The sequence below is a fragment of the Methanomicrobium sp. W14 genome (assembly GCF_017875315.1).
Lineage (GTDB): Archaea > Halobacteriota > Methanomicrobia > Methanomicrobiales > Methanomicrobiaceae > Methanomicrobium.
Genome location: NZ_JAGGMM010000002.1, coordinates 311,383 through 331,419, shown reverse-complemented (window position 1 = coordinate 331,419; position 20,037 = coordinate 311,383). Strand labels below are relative to the sequence as shown.

Here is a 20,037-nt window from a genome sequence, read left to right as displayed (position 1 = left end):
TATTAAGCGTTCTTCAGGTGCCTGCTATAAGACCAGCCGTATTTTACACCTTCAGACCCGCACAAATCCGACCTGCCGGCAATGACCAAAGTCATGTTCCTTCTGCCTCCAAAATAAAATAGTAACCGGTCTCTAAGGGCTTTAATCCAGTGAACAAAGTACTGCTCCCGCTTAACGTGTAGAGGTTTGTAGTGTAAAAAGAAAATATCATAATGAATTAATGACTCTCCAGAAGACCAAATTACCTTTTTTAAGAAACATATTGTAAAGAATTATTATGATTTTCCCAACCTGATCAGGGTATTTTCCGAAACTTAAATTATTGCCTTACTTTCATTAAATCACCGAAAACATGCATTTCACAAAATTTACCGGACTAAATCTTCCCTGAGTTAAAATTAGAATTTTCTCTCCCTTGGAAGTGTTTTTACAAGACCGGCAATTTTAAAAAAAATTAACATAATAATATCTGTATATACTGGGGCCTGACAGACTCAGATGATTTATACTAAAGTTCTTATGATTATGAAGATAAATTACAATTTAGGTTATACATATTATATTGCCTGAAATTATCCCGAGATTCCAATGAAAAACGACATAAAAAGTATATTCGACAAGAAAATAAACTATTCCCAACTTGTGTTGTGTACTTCACTACTGTTTCTGCTTTTTATTTGCGGATATCTGCTTGGTGGCGGGTATATTGCATTAATATTTCCGGTTTTGTGGCTGCTTTGCTTAATCATCTTTTTTAAAAATAATAAAGAACGCTTTAAATTAGTTAAAACTGTTAAATCTATTTTAAAAGGAATCGTTTTAGCTGTACTTGTCCTGTTGCTTATTGAGGTGACAGATGTTGCCGTACTCCGTATTGTGGAAATATGGAGTTAACTTTTTAGAATTTCTGAATTTTCTTTTTAACTCAAGTAATGGTATGATTCTTATTTTAAATTTGACATTCAAATACAGATACTCCCAGACTAACAGGTACCATTTTGATATAGTGCAAAAACAACATTTTACTGAAAAGAAAAGATTACTATGGAGCCTGCGATAAAAACATTAGGTCTTTCAAAAGACTACGGCAGCCTGAGAGCTGTTGACTCGGTCAGCATTTCCGTTGAAAAAGGAGCCTTGTTCGGGCTTCTGGGACCTAACGGGTCAGGAAAGACCACTATTATAAAGATGCTTACAGGGCAGATTAAATCATCATCAGGCTCCGCTGAAATTCTTGGGGAAAACCCTTTCAAAAACGGGATTAAAGTGCGTGAACTCGTCGGAATAATCCCCGAACAGGAGACTCCGCCAAGCTTTCTTACGGCTTCGGAATACCTTTTCTTCGTCTCAAAAATAAGAAAACTCGGGGACACTTCGGAAAAAATAGACCTCTGGTTCGATTACCTTGACTTTTCTGATAAAAAGGACGTATTATGCAAGGACTTGTCCCGCGGGACCAGACAGAAGCTCATGTTTGCACAGGCTTTTTTGCACGAACCGAAACTTGCCCTTATAGACGAGCCTTTGATAAACCTTGACCCGGTAATGCAGAGAAAAGTCAAAAACTTCCTGAAGGACTACGTATCAAAGGGGAATACGATATTTCTTTCGACGCACATCCTTGAGACCGCAGAGGAGATCTGTTCCGATTTTGCAATACTGCACAAGGGAAAGCTCCTGCACGCAGGAAACGTTTCCGGCCTGAAGGAAAAAAACGTCAGGCTGGAAGACTTTTTCATGGAGCTTGTCGAAAAGAGGGAAAAGGATGTTTGACCTTTTTCTCGCGATGTTTAAGGAGGAGTGGAGGATGCACTCCACCCTTTTCGGAAGCCTCAATTTCGCATTGTTTCCCATACTTATTTTTGCAATCGCCTTTATGGGCTCGTTTCTGATTCCTATCATAACAAGTGTAATCGACACAATGGTCCTCGGGCTCGTGATTCATGCGCAGTTCGCACTTCTAGGGATTATGGTGGGGTCATTCGGGATTTTGGGAAAGGAGGTCATGAACAGAAGGCTCGGGCAGGCAAGCCTTGTTGCATATTCGGCAAGAAGTCTTCCGGTACCTGAAAAGGTCCTGTTTCTAAACTTCGTGGTAAAAGACATTCTATACTATTTTCTGCTCTGGATATTCCCGTTTGGGGCCGGATTTCTGGTCGCATCGCCGGTTCTCGGAATAAGCATATACTGGCCCCTGCTTCTGCTCCTTACGTCTTCGGTTTCATTTCTTGCAGGACTCTGCACAGTGTTTCTTCTGTCGGCAGTCTACGTGAGGAGCAAAAAAGCCGCCGCCATAATTGTTGCTGCGGCGGTTTTGGCAGTCATAATCTCTGCGTTTCTCTGTTCCCCTGAAACTGTTATAAAAGGTGTTTTTTTGCCGTTGACACTTTTCCCGTCGTTTTCATATTCAGGACTTGCGATAACCCTCATTATAATAGCCGTGATGTTTCTGCTTTCAATCGAATTCTTCACGCCATATGACAACGGCTCCGAAAAACATCACAAAAACCTTCTCGACAGGCTGACGAAGAAATATGAATTTTTCAGCGATAATATAATCGTTGCAAAGGATTTCGTCGACCTTTACAGGAGCGGTATCGGACTGGGACAGACTGTTTTCTCGTTTCTACTCCCGCTATGCCTGATATGGCTGTTTTTATCATTTTTAGGCGGATTAATTAGCCAGGGAATCATTCTCTTCACGCTTGCGGTCGTTGCAGGAGTCATCTCGTCGACCATGTACACGTGGCTTACGGAATTCGACTCGATTTCGGCATATTACTTCCTCCCGCTTAAAATTTCATCAGTCATAGAGGCTAAGGCAAAGACTTTCACGTTTCTTCAGGTTATCCCTGTTCTTTTTCTCTCTGCTGCGGGACTAATTTCAGGTTCCGCCGGTTATGTCCCGAACGCCGTTGTACTCTGCCTTTCTATTTCTTTTTTTGAACTTGGACTCACAATAAGGCTGTGCGGACTTGAGCCGGGGAATATGATATACAACGTCAGGGTTTTTCTCAAGTACATGCTGACAACAGGTCCCCTGATACTCGTCCTCCTCGCACTGACGTCCGCAAATCCTCTCCTTGCCTACGCCTCGGTCATAGTCCTTATCCCGGCATGGCTTCTTCTGAAAAGCGGGTTCAAAAAATGGGACGAAGAAGACTTTACAGGGCTGTAACCTTTTTCAGTAAAAACCCGCCTGATTCACAGTGGTTAACGCTAAAAATGGAGAAATGTGTGTTATAAAATTATTATTAAACTGCCGGCCAACTACCCGCTTGTCCGCGCAACAGAGAGAGAATTGTCAAAGGAATTCGTAAATTCCAAATTGAGAGCACTTTAGAGAGGAGTGCATTTTTTCTTATGAATAAATGAGTAACAATATTAACATCAAGAGGCATTTTCTGAAAACGTGTAGAGGACTGGGACGGAAAACCGCTTATACTACAACTTTTATAAGTCTCAACCGGGAGAGACAATAGAAGGGGGATGTTCACTCTTTTTTTTATCGATCCTGTAAAATTATAAGTCAGTCGAAAAATAAGAAACCGGAAAAAAAGAAAGAACCAATTTACCTGAATCACTTTCATTCTTTTTCCGGGTGTTTATCAGCCGGCTGGTATATTCCGGCATGTAAGTGTAACCGCATTATTGCAGATTAAAGTTTGCATGCCGGATTTTCAAAAAAACAAAACAGAGGTAAAAAATGAAAACCGGAAAAGGCATGTGGGCTTTAAGCCTGCTTTTGATTGCGGCACTCATCGGAATGGTCTTTGTTCCGACGGTCAGTGCAGAAGAAAAAATACAAATATATCCAGCATTACTGAAAAATTGACAATTATAAAAATTGGCGATGGTATTTCTGAGGCAATGCCGGAAACAACTGAAAAGTCTTCTCTGGATATCCCAGATTCTATTGAAAAATATGATCTTTTTACTTTGGACATCCAAAAAATGCGTGACCTATTGATAAGTGATAAAAAAATCCCTGTAACTATTGATGGAGTTTCATACTCAATGAACCTCAGTGAGATGGAAGTAAATGCACCTGACGTTAAGTCTCAAACATACTCATATGTTGGAAACCTTGAAGATACCAAAGACAGCGAGGTCGTTCTTACTATAAGTGAAAGAGTGTTAATTGCAAGAATAAATGTTAACGGTATTGACTACGTTATAGAAAGTACGCCTGATAAATCAAAATCTGGAAGAATTATTCATTACTCTCATAGATCTACCGACGTCAAGGATGACGGAAGTTCCTTAAATACAGAAGAAGATTACCTTGCCCATAAATATTATTCAGATGAAGAGCTCAAACAGAGAGATGATGAAGCTAAAATCGAAGAAGAGAGAATTAACTCCAAAAGTTCAACGAAGAGTTTAACCCCAGTCAGAATAAGGGTTTTTACAGATAACCAATGGATTTCAGATGAACCTGACTGGCTGGCTAAAGCTCAGGATATAATTGCAGAGCTAAACAACCAATTTCAAAGGTCTGACATATTTATAAGATTTTATGCACATTACGATACATCTAAGGCCTCAGCTTTGTCATCGGACAGTCAACACATAACATCACCATGTGATTCAATTATTCGTCAGGTACCAATAGAATATCTGAACAGTAACCATGAAGACATTGCTCTCTATCTTGGTGGTTACGATAGTTCTTACATAGGTATTGCAGCGACGTATGGTTATGATTGTCCAAATCCACTTCAAAGAAGATATGCATGGGTTCAGATGAAAGATGACCCTTCCTCATATGATGGAGTTCATGAAGACAGAGCAAAAGCTACAATTCATGAAATCGGTCATATATTTGATGCAGATCACCAGCAGGGAGAACAAAGTTCGGGACAGGGGGAATCATATAATCGTGCATATCAGTGGACAGAAAATCTGATTTTCACAAAACAAACTGTTATGTGGACACCTATTCTGAAAAGCAACACATTTGAAGTCTCTTCAAATGACTACCACGGCGACTACTACTGCAACAATGCACTGAGAATTTATGAAACAAAAAATATAGTTGCATCATATGCAAACTGAAGGATTAAAAGAAGGTTGATGAATGAATAGAAATAAAATTTTAAAATTTTTTGCAATAGTTCTGGTGCTGGTATTGGTTTCGCTCTTCCTGGTAATGTCACACATGATAACGATTCCAGGTGTAAACGAAGAAAAAATTGCAACGAGTTTTCTGAGTCTTTTTAATATAAGTGCCGGAGATGAAAAGTATACCTTTGGTGAAAACGCTACAAGAGAGAATATCATAAATAAAGGCTATGAAATTATGGAAATAAATGACACTTTCATTGAAGAGACACCGGCTCTGAAACGTGCATTTGAAGACGGCCATATTGCAATGATATATTCCGAAGACCGAAACAGTACTGCTGTCCTGAACGGGAAAGTGCTTGAGTACAACGGCTCTCTATATTACACTTTAATAGGCTGTGCATAAATATTTTACAGGGATATAAATGCCTTTTTTATTTGCGGCATAAACCAATGCGTAATATGAATGTCCAATAAGAAGTTTATATTAAAACCATGCTTATTTTAAGCAGGATGAGTGTTTAAGTGATGTTCAAACGTAATTACAGGGTTTTTAATGCCGGAACCATTCCCTTTCACACGGGATTTCGTAAGAATTCAAAGGGGGCAGGATTCAGGTGAAAACCAAAAACGGTGAACTGGTTATAAGTCTGCTTTTTATTGTTTTACTTATAGCAGGTGCAGTGCTGGTTTCTGTTACAGGTCCAAAGGATGATATATTCAGAGGCATTTCCGATAAAACGACAGAACTCTCAATTATAAACATTGAAGGTATTTCGGAAAAAATCACGGAACCAGTCAATGAATCCGGACTAAAAATACCTCATACTATTGAAAGATACGAATTATCAACACTTGACACGCAAAAAATGCGTGAGATGCTCAAAAACGGCGAAAAAATACCGGTCGTAATTGATGGAGCTTCATACACGATGAACCTCGGGAGAATGAGGGTCAATGCACCAGACGTAGTGTCGCAGACCTTTTCTTTCACCGGAAACCTGGACAACGCAAAAAAGAGTGAAATCGTCCTTACCATAAGTGAAAATACGCTTATTGCAAGAATCAATGTAAACGGCATAAACTATATCATAGAAAGTACTCCTGAAAAATCAGAATCAGGGAGGGTCATTCACTTTTCCTACAGGTCTGTTGACGTTATAGATGAGGGGAAATCCTTTTTGGAGAACAGAATCGACCGGATTAAATACTCTGTCCTGAGGATGATATCAAACTGAAATGCTAAAAAACGTGTAGAGAAATGTGCAATAAATGGTCTATATTAAAACTGTGATATATTCCGTGGGAGAAATCAACTTAAGAAAAAGGCAAGGGACTTATGAAATGTACTGATAAAACGGCAACAGTGATTGTTTTTATCGCGGTCTTCTTTCTGGGAATAATTGCAGGATACACCGTCTCAGATTTGAAAAACTCCGTTTACGAAAATAATACTTCAATGAGCATTCCGGACAAATGCCCGCAGAATGTCACAAACACTATGGAACTTACGGACGCACAGGCTCTTAAAATTGCAATAAATGACCCTAAAGTGATGGATTTGCTTGGAAACTACAGTATAAAATCGATATCATTTTCAAAATCAAATCTCTCAAACTACAACTGCAACGAGTACTCTGAGACATGCAAAATGAATTATACCATGATTACATTCGACCCTTATGACCCTGATCCAAAAGACTGCCTTCTGCCAACGAGGATATATGCTCAGATAAATGACTCATGCGAAGTTTCAACAGCCTACCACACATATCCGGTCTATATCGCAAACTGCGGCGACTAAAAACGTGCAAATCCATAAAAAAAGTCCTGATAACACCAAAACCGCAACAAAAATAAGGAGAAATCTGAATGAAAAACGAAAAAACATACAGGACATACGGGATACTTCTCGGTATTCTGTTCTATTTTGTGTATATTTCAGTCATTTATGTGGCAGGAATGTTTTTGCCGGCAGAAATTTTAACCATTAAAAGTCCTTTTGGAAACTGGCTGACTCTCGGAGCAATCCCCGTATTTGTATCTGCAGGGATATACTATTTCGAAAAAACGGATTTTTGGGAAATATCAGGCCTGATTACGGGATTCATTATCTGGCTTTTCATTGTGGCTTTACTGCAGATAACTCAGGTTAACGCTTATTTAAGCGACGGTTACGTCACGACACCTGCCGGATTTGTTTTCATGATAATCTTGTATTTTGCCTTTAAAATGAAACACGGGCAGAACACCGGAAAATAAAATTTTGTTTTTACACATTCAGATTTATAACGGAAATCTATAATTACCATTGATAAAAATTATATAAAATATGGACAGGTATAACTGGATCATTTTTATTATTGCCATAATTGCCGTTCTTTACGGGGCAGTGACAGGCCAGTGGGCAATAATGCTTCTCTTTGCAGTTCTTGGAGTTTTAGCAGTGGCAGTTTTGGGAATCCTCGAAAAGAACCACAAAATATGTTGAAAAACGAAAATGCAGGCCCAACCAAAAACTTTCATAAGATATACTTAAAGGTCAGATACTTTTCAGAATGAGCCTGAGAGTTTTTTACGGGACTATATATTCAATTGTCCTGACGGCTTCATTCATATATTTCAGGCTGAAGCTCAGGAGAACATGCCTGTAATTTACTGCCGGTTTCCCGGATCCCAAAAAAACAGGAAGCAATAAAAACAGCAGCACTGTAAAACAACTGACATTTACATTGGACAGTAAATAACAAAAAATATATTATAGAGGATATCATGACAAATAAAGGGAGACATCCGGGAAGATGGAAAAGATATATAAAACCCTGTTAATCGTCCTGTTTTTTGCAGCAGTCATAATATCCGGAATATTTCTTATAATGTACATCTCCTCAATGGACCTCGGGGGAACGCTTTATCTCAGTGAAATCGATGCCGCCAATGCATCGAAGATGCAGGTCGTAAACTTAACGGATGACGACTTCAGTAGATATCCGCAGTTAAGAAAACTTTTTGAAAATGCCGACCCGGACAAAAGCGGGTTCATAAGTACCGCCGGCGTTTCCGGAAGAGTAATATATGAACTAAAATCCCGTTATTCCGTTGAAGCCGACAAAAACAACAGCTCGAAGTATATACACAAAGCCCTGTACTGGAACAACAGCTATTACAAAATTCTCGTCTCAATGTCCTGAAAAAATTTCATAAAACGCAATATACCAAAAGACCGGTTATGAAAATACCTTAGAAAAGACATGGTCTGACTTTTCAGGCTGTCAAAAAAATATACTCAGGATGGATTAACCATCCCGCTGATTCTAAAGATAAACTGATTAAAGAGTCTCTGCGCCGTTCATATAAGGCCTTAAGACCTCGGGTATGACAACCGTTCCGTCCTCTTCCTGGTAGTTTTCAAGAATTGCACGAAGTGTCCTTGTAGTCGCCACGGCAGTACTGTTCAGTGTGTGCACAAAGTACTTGTTCTCGAAGTCGTGCGGGTCCCTTGCCCTTATGTTAAGCCTTACGGACTGGTACGCAGTGCAGTTTGAGCACGAAACGACCTCGCGGTATGCATTTTCACGCGGCATCCACACCTCGATGTCATACTTTTTCGCCGCAACCGTTCCGATATCACCTGTGCATATGTTTACGACATGATAGGGGAGCTTAAGCGCCTGGAAAAAGTCTTCGGCGTTTTTCAAAAGTTCGGCGTGCATATTCCACGAGTCCTCGGGCTTGCAGTATATGAACTGCTCAACCTTGTTGAACTGGTGGACCCTGAAAAGCCCTCTCGTATCAAGGCCGTGCGAACCGATCTCGCGCCTGAAGCACGGGCTTATCCCGGCAAGCTTTATCGGCAGGTCTTTCTCCTCGAAAATTTCGTCCATGTACATTGCAGCCATGGGGTGCTCGCTTGTCGCAATAAGAAATTCGTCCTCGCCGTCTATCTTGTACATCACGTTCTCGAAATCGGCAAGGTCGGTAACACCCTCGTAGGCTTTGCGGTTCATCATATACGGGGGTATGACAGGAGTATAGCCGCGTTTTACAAGCATATCTACCGCAAGGCGCTGAAGAGACATGTCCATTATCGCAAGGTTTCCCTTGAGCATGTAAAATCCGGCGCCGGCAATCTTTGCAGCCCTCTCAAACTCGGCAAGGCCTTTTTCGACGACAAGTTCACCGTGGTTTTTCAGTTCAAATGAAAACTCCTTCGGCTTTCCCCATTTTTTGACCTCGACATTTTCGGTGTCGTCCTTTCCCACGGGTACGCTCTCGTGAAGGATATTGGGGATTCTCATGCGGTAGTACTTAATCTTCCCGTTTATCTCCGAAAGCTGCTCCTCGTCTGCCTTGATTTTTGCAGGCAGTGTCTTTGCCTCATCAAGAAGACCGGAAATGTCCTTCTTCTCCTTTCTGGCTTCCTTGATATCCCGGCTTATGACATTGCGGCGGTTGCGCATCGCATTGATTCCGGTCTGCATCTCGCGCGACTTTTTGTCCTTCTCCAAAAGGTCGTCAATCCACGAAAGCTTCTCCAGATCACCCCTTTTCCTAAGATCAGCTTTTACGACGTCAGGATTATTGCGAATGAATTTAAGTTCAAGCATAACTTCCTTTAATTTTGTATATCATACGGGATTATATTTGCGTGAAGCACATTTCAAAAAGGCTTAAATGCGGGAAACGATTATTCACCTGCTGGGTCTTATTACTTGTAATGCCCGAAAATCCTTCAACAAAACCAGACAGGACTTCAAAGGACACCGGCATACTTTTTGATTCGGTCATAAAACTTCTGAACAAAGCCGCATCAATAGAAAAAGAGCCGGTCGACATAGGCGGCGTATATCTCCATGCATCTGAGGTGCACCTTATAGATATCTTCGGCAGGTTCCCTGATGAAGGGATGTCAGATGCTGCAAAAAGGCTTGGGATTACAAAAGGTGCAGTGTCCCAGACGGCATTAAAACTTGAAAAAAAAGGCTGCATTAAAAGAGTGAAAGCCGGCGAGGATGGTAAAAAAATCAATGCCGTTCTTACTGAATCCGGGGAAAAAGCCTGTTTGTGGCACAAAAACTACCATGATATGATGAACAAAAAAATTTCTGAATTTGCAGACAAAATGGATGACGAAAGCTTCGGAAATCTCATCGAAACATTATCCGAATTCGAAAACCTTTTTGATTCATGTCTCATCATGAGAAAAAAATCCCTGGCATTAACCGAAAATAAGAAAATATAAACTATTTCCTCAGGATTCTTTTGCTAAAAAACAGATTAAGAAATATCAATGGCATGGGAGCCATAAGCCCACAGGCACATTTAGTTTAGTAACTAAACTATAGATTAGTAGATAACACATCATATTAATGAGAGAAATGGACGGGTTAAACTATGGAAAAATCTGCGAAGACGACAGGAACGGAATAATTGACATTTTCAACTGGTATATAGAGAACAGTTTCGCTGCATACCCGGAAAATAAAGTTTCATATGAATTTTTTGACAACTTTCTTGAAATATCGCAAAAATACCCTTCGGTTTCTGTAAAGGACGAAAAAGGGAATATTCTCGGATTCGGAATGCTTCGCCCGCATAGTCCGGTCCGGTCATTTTCTCATACAGCCAAGATCACATATTTCATAAAACCCGGATATACAGGCAGAGGAATCGGAAAAGAGATGCTGAACTCCCTTCAGAGTGAAGGAAAAGATTTTGGAATCAAAGTTGTAATCGCCGGCATATCCTCAAAAAATACCGGCAGCATACATTTCCACGAAAAAAACGGATTTTTGAAATGCGGCATTTTTCCCGGTGTCATGAAAAAAAACGTCGAATACATCGATGAAGTATGGATGTACAAACAGATCTGAATTAACGGATGAATTAATGCTATACCGGAAGAAAAATCCTTCTCCGGGATTTGACTAAAGAAAATAACCGGTTTAAACATCACTTGAAAACGGCTTAACCTGTTGGAATTATAATGACAAGAACAGAAAATTAAAAAAAGGACACCTTTTGAGTATTTTTTCAGCTCTTGAGCAAAGGTGTCCTTCTTTTTTTGGGGGGGTTTTTTGATTAACAAATTGGTTTTTGGTGATTGTAGTGGTTTTTATGCTGGATTTTTCTGGTTTGCCTTAACTGGTTTCATTCAGGAGGTTTTTTGGTTTTTATCTGGTTTTCAGTGCCAGATGAAATAAACAGAACAACTCAGGAACTCTGCTGGTCTTTTTTCATGTCCCTCTTTTCTGCTCCTTCCCTGACACTCTGAATAATACTCTGCATGATATCTATATATATGAATAAAATACCTGGATTCAAAGAATTGAACAATCTGGTTAAAAGGTTGTAAAAACGGGTTTTTTTAACATGAACGGGAAACATCCAGACTTAAGCCGTCCCGCATAAGACTATAGTTACCGGACTCACAAAATAGCCGCCTGATTATCTATTCATTTTTTTACCGGATTATATATTCCATATAAAAGAGAGTGCAAATATACCATATTAATTTCATGCATCAGGATTTTCCAGTCAAAACAGGATTTATTAAAAATACAGATGCTATAAAAAATGATTTTTTTACGGCACCCCTGCATTTTATCTTCACAAAGGCGCCTTTTTTTGATTTGGGGGTTTTTTGATTCACAAATTGGTTTTTGGTGATTCTTGTGGTTTTTTTATGCTGGATTTTCTGGTTTGCCTTAACTGGTTTCTAATTCAGGAGGTTGTTTTCTGGTTACCAGTGCCACTGAAAAGAACAAGAAAACGAAACGTGACTTAAAAAATTTCTTTTTCAGGTCTTTTCGTTTTATTTATTCTTTCCCTGACACTCTGAATAATAATCTGCATGATGCCTATATATATGAATAAAATGCAAGACTTCCATGAATTGAACAATCTGGTTAAAAGGTTGTATAAACCGGTATAATCTGCTTTTAAAATCCCGCTGAAAATTTAAAAAAATTATGGTATTGTCGTAACAATCTTTTCGCGGCTCAAAAAACCGGTTAAATATCGGACTATTCCCATAAGGATTACACCCGCAGCAGCCATTTCTATCACAAGCAAAAACGAGACCGTTATAGCATTATCGGCTATCATAGACTCGAAAAACGAGATGGCGACAATAAATCCGAATATCATGACGAAATTGACAATCTGGTTTTCTCTCATCCCTAAAAGGAGCTGGACAAAACCAAGAAGACCTGTTGCGCACCCGATATATACGGGAACCACAATCAGAAGGTACAATATCATCGCCGGTGAAGGCAGAACCAGGTAACCAGAACCGAAGTTCGCCGCTGCAACAAGTATCACGGCAATTACCAGGGATACAATATACGCGGGGACTGTTACGCCGATGACCTTTCCGAGCCAGACCTCTCTTAAGGACAGAGGCGAGCACAGTATCGTCTCTATAGTCCCGTCTGTCTTCTCTCTCAAAAAAGCCTGAGACGAGAAGAAATAACCCGTAAATATTCCCATAACAAGAATCAGGTAGACTATCAGGGAATCAAGAGATGACGTAATAACACCTGAACTGCCCTCCGCAGCAGACATCACGGCACCCATAGAAGTAATCCCTCCGAATATTCCCATAAAAAAGATAACCCCGATTATAAGCGACTTGTTTTTTAATATCTGCTTTATCTCCTTTCTGGCTACAACAAAAAGCGGATCCATTTTAATCAGGCCTCCTCTTTCATAATTTCAATATAGATATCTTCAAGAGAACGTTTGTCAGTCAAAACCTCCTCAATACCTACTCCGGCGCTGCAAAGACTGCATATAAGAGGCGAGGCTGAGCCTGAGTGCAGGTTAACCGAAAAACCCCCGCCGGTTTCCTGAAAACCCGTATATTCAGGATTTCCCGCGATTAATGAAAAGGCTTTATCCGTTTTTGAGACGTCAGAAAGTTTTATCCTCACTCTTCTGCCCTCACTGCCTCTTCTCAGATTTTCTACAGAATCAAGCGCCTTTATCTCTCCGCCGTGAAGTATCGCGACCCTGCTGCATATTTTCTGCACCTCGTCGAGATTATGCGAACTCAGAAAAACAGTCATGGACTCGTCATTTGCAAGATGCTGAATTAAATCCCGTACCATCTTCTGCGCCTGCGGGTCAAGGGCAGAGGTGGGCTCGTCGAGAAAAAGGACCTCGGGACTGTGTAATATTGCTCTTGCTATTCCAAGCTTTCTTTTCATACCTGTTGAAAAACTTCCTACCTTAGCGTTTGCTTCCGCCTCAAGGTCTGTCAGCTCAAGAAGGTATTCTATTCTTTTTCCTGCATCAGGAACACCGTATATTCCGGCGTAGTACTCAAGATTTTCAAGCGGAGTAAAATTCTCGAAAAGCCCGTTGTTTTCCATCAGGACTCCCACACGCGAACGTGAACTGTCTGAAACACCGAGGTCTTCACCGAATACAAAAGCTTTCCCGGAATCAGGCTTTAAAAGTCCAAGAAGGATTCTCATAGTTGTAGTCTTTCCGGCTCCGTTTGGCCCAAGAAAACCAAAAACCTCTCCTCTGTTCACATCAAAGGAAATTCCTGACAGAACCGGCTTTTTGCCGAAGGTTTTTTTCAGGCCGGAAACAAGGATAATCTGCTCCATATTAAGTCTTCTTTAATAGACTCGACCTGATGGTATATATTACTGGATGACAACACCGTTCCCGCATCTGATAAACATACAGACAAAAAAATTCTGCCCGGAACATTTTACATAATTAAATTAAAAAGAGAACACCGGAACAATAGTCTGAATCCGTTATTTTTTCGGCAAAAATTATTTTTGTTTCCCATTATCCCTTTTATCAGGGAAACGGGCATCATATTGGTGAAACTATATCTTAATTTCAGTGATTAGTGATATAACTAAAGCATACAGGATAATCCGAAATGAGTTCATGCAAACATATTTTCCCGGATTAAATTATGGCGAATATTATTGAGTTATGCCTTTTCCTCGCCGGCGTGGATCTTTTTAAGAAGCCATGCCATATTTTCAGCGAGGTTCTTTATACCTTTAAGACCTTCCTCGTCCTTTTCAACATCACCAATTTCCTCACCAAGTGCTACATTCCAGTCTGAAGAGCCTACGGTTATCATGTTGGACATTCCAAAGAAATGGTTGATAGTATCATACGCATGAATATATCCGCCTCTTCTCGCAGTGACAACAGCCGCACCGACCTTCTTGGAGAACATTCCGTCGTTTGCAATACCAACAAGACCTGCCCTGTCGATAAGAGCCTTAGTATCTGATGAAACGTCTGCAAAGTATGTCGGGGAACCTATAATTATTCCGTCAGCCTCTACCATCTTTTCAATTGCATCATTGACAAAGTCGCTGTTCAGAATACATCTCTTATCTTTTCTGTCAAAACACTTGTTGCAGGCTATGCAGTCTATAACCTTCTTTCCGCCTATATGGACAATCTCAACGTCAATATCCTGGTTCCTGAGTTCTGACTGGATCATCTTAAGGAGCATGTAGGTGTTACCATGCTTTTTCGGACTTCCGTTAAATGCTACTACTTTCATAATTTACCTCGCTGTCAAATCTTGTCCCCAAACGGCCGGCAGGATTCAAATTTACTGTGTACCCTGGTAAAGCAGCAAACCTTCACCGCACATAAATCCTGCAGCTTATCCGGAGATCTGTAAAGGTATAATCTCTTTTGGATTTTACGGAAAATTCTGTTCTTTGAAGACCTTTTTTACATACTCCTCTGAACAGGGATCATTCTGGTATATTACTGGAGATTATATCCTTTCTACAGTGGGATTTAATCTTCAAGAAAGCTTTCGTTGGTACCAAATATAAATGGATTTATATTATATGCCACAAATCTGGTTGTTTACAATTTTTTTATTAAAAAAGTACAATAAGGAAAAAGTTTTCTTTCAGGTATGCTTTCCAAGAAAATAAACTCCAATACATATGACACCTATGGAGACTGCCATTGCAAGCATGTCCATCGACGTTGTAAGCTCCATCGAAAGCACTCTCTGGAAAAAACTTACTATTAAAACCATAATTATGACTTTTATAATTTTGTTTTTCAGGTCGTCAAGATTTCTTACTTCAAGTATATTTCCGAATTCGCCCTGCACTCTTGCAATATCAAGCTTTGATATGAAAAGCTCATAGATTCCGAAGCTGAATATTAAAAGGACAAGCCCTATAAGATAAAAGTCGACTGCGCCGATTATCCCGATAAGAATATCCTCGTGGGTCATTGAAAGCTCGGTTGAAACAAGGTAATCCTTCAGGACCTCAAAAATCTCAAGAGAACCTGCAACAAAAAGGACAAGTGCACTCAGTGCACCGAAAATGACTCCGAGAAGGACTACAAACCTCATATTCCAGAGTGCATGTTCAAATGACCTCTCCAAAAACTTCTGTTCACGCATATTAATCCTGTATCCTGATATTCATTCTGTCCGTCACAATAACGGGACTGTTTATGTGGTGTATATAATTCCTGCTGACAGGCATATAATATAGTTGCATACTGTTAGCCGGAACATAAAATTACAAATTAGAGGCATAATTGTAAAACATATATGTAATATTACAAAATAATGAGGCAGAATAATGGAAGTCTGCCGGATTATTCCCCTCTTCACTCTTCTTTATGGAAAATATAGAAAGTATATCCGTATTCTGAAAAATGACCGTTGTAAAAGGATATCTCTTCCAATATCGCATCGGCAAGATTTTGCGCATCTGGGTTGTCTTTGTATTCATTTCTGAAGGCTTTTACCCTCTTTGGGACCGGGGCGTAATACTCATCTGTCCACGCAGAAACAGGAAGTCTGAAGGATGTTACAAGAGAATACCCTGCATCATATGCATCATTTATCCTCTCCTTTTCAGGCACGACATCGCACCCGATATCAAGAATTTTGGGGTTTTCAGGGAGGTTTTTCAGGTATGAAAAAGCCTTTTTTGTGCACCCGTCGTTTCCGGGTCCCTGCCTGTTAAGGCCTTCAAAGAGTTTGAATATATAGTTCTCCGCCATTTATACAAATAGATAGACTTTCTATGTGCCACATACTTTTTGGTTGAAAAAGCGGCAAAATAACGTTTTTACGGATTACTCCACGGGGACTTTCGCGACAGCTCCAAAAAAGGACAGGCATTCTGAAATTTTTCAAAATATTCCTGTAAGTGCCGTCAGGACAGTCCTGAAATAAGTTCACCGGAAAAATAAATCAAAAAAAGTTCGGGACAAAAAACAATAATTCCAATAGCGTCCAACATCAAATAATAATCAGCAAAACCTGCTATTCCTTTCCGGGTGCATAAAATATGAAATTTGGAACGCTTGATGATATAGAAACCGCCAGAAAAACCGTCATTTTACGTGTTGACTTCAATTCTCCCATAGACCCTGCGTCAAACACGATTCTTGACGACAAAAGATTCCGTGAGCATACTCCTACGGTCCAGAACCTTCAGGACTCGAAAGTGGTAATCGTAACTCACCAGAGCCGCCCGCAGAAAAAGGACTTCACGACTCTTAAAGCCCACGCCGAAAGACTTGAACACCTTCTGGGAAGACCTGTTGAATACATCGACGACATTTTTGGGCGCTGTGCACGCGATGCGGTAAAAAAGATGGACTGCGGGGACATCCTTATGCTTGAAAACGTGAGGTTCAATGCAGAAGAAAACATCAAAATGACTCCTGAAGAGGCTGCGTCCACCCATCTTGTACGCGGCCTTTCAAAGCTCGGCGACATATACGTAAACGATGCTTTCGGGACTGCACACCGTTCGCAGCCGACAATGGTAGGCCTTCCGTACGTTATGAAGTCCGTTGCGGGGACACTTATGGAAAAAGAGGTGTCCTGCCTTTCAAAGGTGTTTTCCGATTCACCGAAGCCCGTCACCTTTGTCCTCGGGGGGACGAAGGTAGACGACTCCATGAATGTTGCGAGAAACGTCCTTGAATGCGGCATCGCCGACAGGGTTGTTGTGGTCGGAGTCGTTGCAAACGTCTTTCTCCTGGCAGAGGGAGTTGACATAGGATGCCCGTCATCAGACCTGATAAAAAAACTCGGTTACTACGGGGAAATTAAAAAAGCCGCAGAAATTCTTTCAAAGTTTAAAGACAAGGTGATTCTCCCGGAATATGTCGCGGTTAGAAATGAAGACGGGACAAGAGGCGAGTTTTCCGTAGATAAAATACCTGATAAATATCCTGTCCTCGACCTCGGCCTTGATTCCCTTGTCCCGTTCACCGATATACTCAGGAACTCGGGGACAGTCGTATTCAACGGCCCTGCAGGGCTTTTTGAAGAGGACCTTTTTTCAACAGGAACCTTCGAACTTTTAAAGGCTGCATCAGAGTCGGAGTTTTCGGTTGTCGGCGGAGGGCACACCGCAGTCGTCGCCGAATCACTTGGTATAAACGACAGGTTCAGCCACATATCAACGGGCGGAGGTGCCTGCATAGAATTTCTGACAGGAAAAAAGCTTCCTGCAATCTCGGCCCTTGAAAAGAGCCGGGAGATGTTCGGAAAAAAATAATCCGGAAACCCGGATGAAATAAAAAAAAACAAATTTGTTATATGCTTTTTTCAAACCTTTCCATTATATCTGACGGTGAAAGCGGGATATTTTTTGCATCCGAATTTCCGGGTTTTATGATTACATGGACAAACTGAGGTATCTTCCCGGATGAAAGAACCCTTTTCAGATCGTCTCCTGTCCGGGCCATTGCAGTATCTTTTATCCCGGCGGCAACAGCCATAAGCTCAAGGCTGCACACGTTCCATGAATGCGTAATCTGCATTCCCGTGCTGCCGAAAGCCCCGTTGTCAAGCGCAAATATCGTCAGGTTTTTTGGGTTTTCAGCCGCGACGACCGGCAAAACGGCAGTCCCGAGGAGACTCCCGTCGCCGTCTATCACATACACGTGCTTCTTCTGCCCGAGGGCAAGACCAAGACCTATCGGCGTCGCCTGGGTGTAGCTCCCAAGCATATAGAAGTTCTGTTGCCTGTCATTTTCGGCGTATAGCTCTTTGCAGGGAACACCTATATTGCATACGGCCGGTTCACCGGACAGGTATTCAGAGATTATTTTTATTGCGTCACGTCTTGTAAGAACAGGCTCTTTTATCTCTCTTTCAAAAGACAGGCTTATATCACGGCTGCGCCCGGGAAATTTGGATTCGCACGTGCAGGGTTCTCCCTCCCATACTTTAGGGGATATAAGGATTACATGAATTTCAGAATTTTTGAAGCATTCATCTATTATCCGGTACGCCTTCTTAAGTCCTGAAGAGTCTTCGATTATCGTGTATTTTATTCCAAGTGCATCCAGAACACCGGGGATTTTGCTGTTGAAAGGGATTTGTGCAGGAATTTTTTCCTTATAATACCCCCTCAGGCTTGCAACAACGGGAAGCGGCAGACCGTAGAGATAATTAAGAGACATCATTGCGTTAAGCGAGTTTCCGAGACCTGAACTCTGCATGTGAAGGACAAACCTCCTCTTCGAAAGGGCAAGCCCTGCACATATGCCGACACCGTCCTCCTCGCGGTTAATGTTCACGTAATGAAAGTTTCTCTCCATCAAAGAGCACAGGTCTTTTGTCCGGTCGCACGGAAGCGACACCACAAACTCTATGCCAAGCCTCTTCAGTCCGCCCGCAAAATCATCTTCATACATAACGCTTCACCCATTTTGCGACATCAGAAGAAATTTTCGATATATCGTCGCCTGCACTTGCTTCAAATGACGGATTTACTTTTATTATATCAAAATCCTCTCTGGCACGCCTGTACCCGCCGCCTGTGATGTTGAGCATGACCGTGTCTTCAGGCTTAAAAGTCCCTTTTTCAGAAACATCGAGAAGTGAGGCGAGACACACGGCCGCTGCCGGGTCAAGGTCGGGGCCTTCAACCTCCTCAAACAGCTTTCCCGCACTCTCGGCCTTATCCCGGGGGACTGGGACTGTGATACCATCGGTTGCAGTCAGGGCGTCGAAAAGACCGCCGAAGACCGAATAAGGAGGAGTCCTGTTCGTAAGGACCGGAGAATAGGCCTTCATCGCGGAATTCTTTGCATCCGGCATATCCTTATCAGGAATAATCTCACGCCTCCTCTCCTTCCACGCGTTTACAATGGGTGCAAAAACATCGTTTTGCGAGAGGTAAAGCCTCGGAAGCTTTCCGCCGTATCTGCCGTCTTCAATGAGGCGTTCCGACATCTCAAAAGCAGCAATGGCTCCTGTACCGCTCCCTACAGCCTGGAAGTACCAGTCAGGAATTCTTCCGGCCGCAACTGCGCAGTCAAGAAGGGTTGTACCCATTCCATCCCGTCGTGCAGGATTTTTTGCTCCCCCTTCCGCAACGACTCCGTTTATTGAGCAGAGCCTGTTTCCAAACTCTATCGCGTCGGTATAGTCCCCGTCGACCGTTATCATGAGAACGTCACCGGCAGGGACTGTCGTCCAGATATTGTCCTTCGCATACTTAGGAACGACGGCAATTACAGGCATACCTGTAGCGGCTGAGACTTCGCAGAACGCACGTGCAGTGTTTCCAGCAGAAGACACCTGTATGATTCCGGAACCTTTCTCCTTCATCCGGAGCATTGTAGGAACAGCCTCAAGCTCCTTGAAGGAGCAGGACTTAACGGCCGCGTTTATATCCGGGTTGTAGCCGTTGAAACAGATATAGAGGTTTTTGATCCCGAGCTCCCTTGAAAGCTCCCTGCTCTTGTAGGTTACAGGTTTTGTCCCGACATTGCGGCAGTCTTCGACCGGCAGCCAGTCATGATAACGAAACATTCCCGGAAGGTCGCGTATCCTCAGCTTTTTTTGTTTATATTCGGCCTTAATCAGCGAGCTGCAGCCGTCAGGACAACTGTTGGTGTATTTGTCCTCAAACACCGAGCCGCATTTTGGGCACTTTAAACTATATTCTCCCATAAGTCATCTTTTTT

Annotated in this window: 21 protein-coding genes; 13 read left to right on the top strand and 8 right to left on the bottom strand. The window is 41.6% G+C overall.

Annotated elements, in window-relative coordinates:
* Positions 1-588: 588 nt before the first annotated feature.
* From J2128_RS07510 to J2128_RS07465, 10 genes are all read left to right on the top strand, one after another.
* Complete coding sequence (locus J2128_RS07510; RefSeq protein ID WP_209690520.1) at positions 589-894, top strand: hypothetical protein; 306 nt, start codon at positions 589-591, stop codon at positions 892-894.
* Between the two features lie 150 nt (positions 895-1,044).
* A complete protein-coding gene (locus J2128_RS07505; RefSeq protein ID WP_209690519.1) occupies positions 1,045-1,773 on the top strand; it encodes an ABC transporter ATP-binding protein in 729 nt (242 codons plus the stop codon).
* A complete protein-coding gene (locus J2128_RS07500; protein ID WP_209690518.1) occupies positions 1,766-3,178 on the top strand; it encodes a hypothetical protein in 1,413 nt (470 codons plus the stop codon). Before J2128_RS07505 ends, J2128_RS07500 begins: the two co-directional genes overlap by 8 nt.
* Before the next feature lie 473 nt (positions 3,179-3,651).
* Complete coding sequence (locus tag J2128_RS07495; RefSeq protein WP_245323468.1) at positions 3,652-5,058, top strand: zinc-dependent metalloprotease; 1,407 nt, start codon at positions 3,652-3,654, stop codon at positions 5,056-5,058.
* Between the two features lie 22 nt (positions 5,059-5,080).
* The gene (locus J2128_RS07490; protein ID WP_209690517.1) at positions 5,081-5,473 is read left to right on the top strand and encodes a hypothetical protein; all 393 of its coding nucleotides are present in this window, start codon (positions 5,081-5,083) and stop codon (positions 5,471-5,473) included.
* A gap of 211 nt (positions 5,474-5,684) precedes the next feature.
* Positions 5,685-6,305 (top strand): hypothetical protein, encoded by a 621-nt coding sequence (locus J2128_RS07485; RefSeq protein ID WP_209690516.1) that lies wholly within the window; start codon positions 5,685-5,687, stop codon positions 6,303-6,305.
* A gap of 101 nt (positions 6,306-6,406) precedes the next feature.
* A complete protein-coding gene (locus J2128_RS07480) occupies positions 6,407-6,871 on the top strand; it encodes a hypothetical protein (RefSeq protein ID WP_209690515.1) in 465 nt (154 codons plus the stop codon).
* Positions 6,872-6,939: 68 nt separating this feature from the next.
* On the top strand, positions 6,940-7,329 hold the full coding sequence (locus J2128_RS07475) for a hypothetical protein (protein ID WP_209690514.1): 390 nt from the start codon (positions 6,940-6,942) through the stop codon (positions 7,327-7,329).
* 70 nt (positions 7,330-7,399) lie between these two features.
* Entirely contained in the window at positions 7,400-7,558 is a 159-nt protein-coding gene (locus J2128_RS07470) for a hypothetical protein (RefSeq protein ID WP_209690513.1), read from the top strand.
* A gap of 310 nt (positions 7,559-7,868) precedes the next feature.
* A complete protein-coding gene (locus J2128_RS07465; RefSeq protein ID WP_209690512.1) occupies positions 7,869-8,258 on the top strand; it encodes a hypothetical protein in 390 nt (129 codons plus the stop codon).
* 138 nt (positions 8,259-8,396) lie between these two features.
* Here the strand turns inward: J2128_RS07465 and serS are convergent, their stop codons facing one another.
* Positions 8,397-9,674, bottom strand: a complete 1,278-nt coding sequence (serS, locus tag J2128_RS07460; protein ID WP_209690511.1) for a serine--tRNA ligase — start codon at positions 9,672-9,674, stop codon at positions 8,397-8,399.
* 41 nt (positions 9,675-9,715) lie between these two features.
* On the opposite strand from serS, the gene J2128_RS07455 reads away from it, so the two are divergent.
* Together J2128_RS07455 and J2128_RS07450 are read left to right on the top strand one after the other, a co-directional pair.
* Complete coding sequence (locus tag J2128_RS07455; protein ID WP_348632378.1) at positions 9,716-10,309, top strand: MarR family transcriptional regulator; 594 nt, start codon at positions 9,716-9,718, stop codon at positions 10,307-10,309.
* A gap of 127 nt (positions 10,310-10,436) precedes the next feature.
* Complete coding sequence (locus tag J2128_RS07450; RefSeq protein WP_209690510.1) at positions 10,437-10,940, top strand: GNAT family N-acetyltransferase; 504 nt, start codon at positions 10,437-10,439, stop codon at positions 10,938-10,940.
* A gap of 1,096 nt (positions 10,941-12,036) precedes the next feature.
* Here J2128_RS07450 and J2128_RS07445 read toward each other — a convergent pair.
* From J2128_RS07445 to J2128_RS07425, 5 genes are all read right to left on the bottom strand, one after another.
* The gene (locus tag J2128_RS07445; protein ID WP_209690509.1) at positions 12,037-12,756 is read right to left on the bottom strand and encodes an ABC transporter permease; all 720 of its coding nucleotides are present in this window, start codon (positions 12,754-12,756) and stop codon (positions 12,037-12,039) included.
* A gap of 5 nt (positions 12,757-12,761) precedes the next feature.
* Complete coding sequence (locus J2128_RS07440; RefSeq protein WP_209690508.1) at positions 12,762-13,685, bottom strand: ABC transporter ATP-binding protein; 924 nt, start codon at positions 13,683-13,685, stop codon at positions 12,762-12,764.
* A gap of 341 nt (positions 13,686-14,026) precedes the next feature.
* Positions 14,027-14,617 carry a flavodoxin family protein gene (locus tag J2128_RS07435; protein WP_209690507.1) on the bottom strand — a complete coding sequence of 197 codons (591 nt, stop codon included), beginning with the start codon at positions 14,615-14,617 and terminating at the stop codon, positions 14,027-14,029.
* Positions 14,618-14,980: 363 nt separating this feature from the next.
* A complete protein-coding gene (locus J2128_RS07430) occupies positions 14,981-15,490 on the bottom strand; it encodes a YqhA family protein (protein WP_209690506.1) in 510 nt (169 codons plus the stop codon).
* A gap of 212 nt (positions 15,491-15,702) precedes the next feature.
* A complete protein-coding gene (locus tag J2128_RS07425) occupies positions 15,703-16,101 on the bottom strand; it encodes a hypothetical protein (RefSeq protein ID WP_209690505.1) in 399 nt (132 codons plus the stop codon).
* A 290-nt stretch (positions 16,102-16,391) separates the two neighbouring features.
* Here J2128_RS07425 and J2128_RS07420 point away from each other — a divergent pair, with 290 nt between their 5' ends.
* Entirely contained in the window at positions 16,392-17,615 is a 1,224-nt protein-coding gene (locus tag J2128_RS07420; protein ID WP_209690504.1) for a phosphoglycerate kinase, read from the top strand.
* A gap of 37 nt (positions 17,616-17,652) precedes the next feature.
* Here J2128_RS07420 and comD read toward each other — a convergent pair whose 3' ends face one another.
* The gene (gene comD, locus J2128_RS07415; RefSeq protein WP_209690503.1) at positions 17,653-18,759 is read right to left on the bottom strand and encodes a sulfopyruvate decarboxylase subunit alpha; all 1,107 of its coding nucleotides are present in this window, start codon (positions 18,757-18,759) and stop codon (positions 17,653-17,655) included.
* The gene (locus J2128_RS07410; protein WP_209690502.1) at positions 18,752-20,023 is read right to left on the bottom strand and encodes a cysteate synthase; all 1,272 of its coding nucleotides are present in this window, start codon (positions 20,021-20,023) and stop codon (positions 18,752-18,754) included. Before J2128_RS07410 ends, comD begins: the two co-directional genes overlap by 8 nt.
* Between the last annotated feature and the right edge of the window lie 14 nt (positions 20,024-20,037).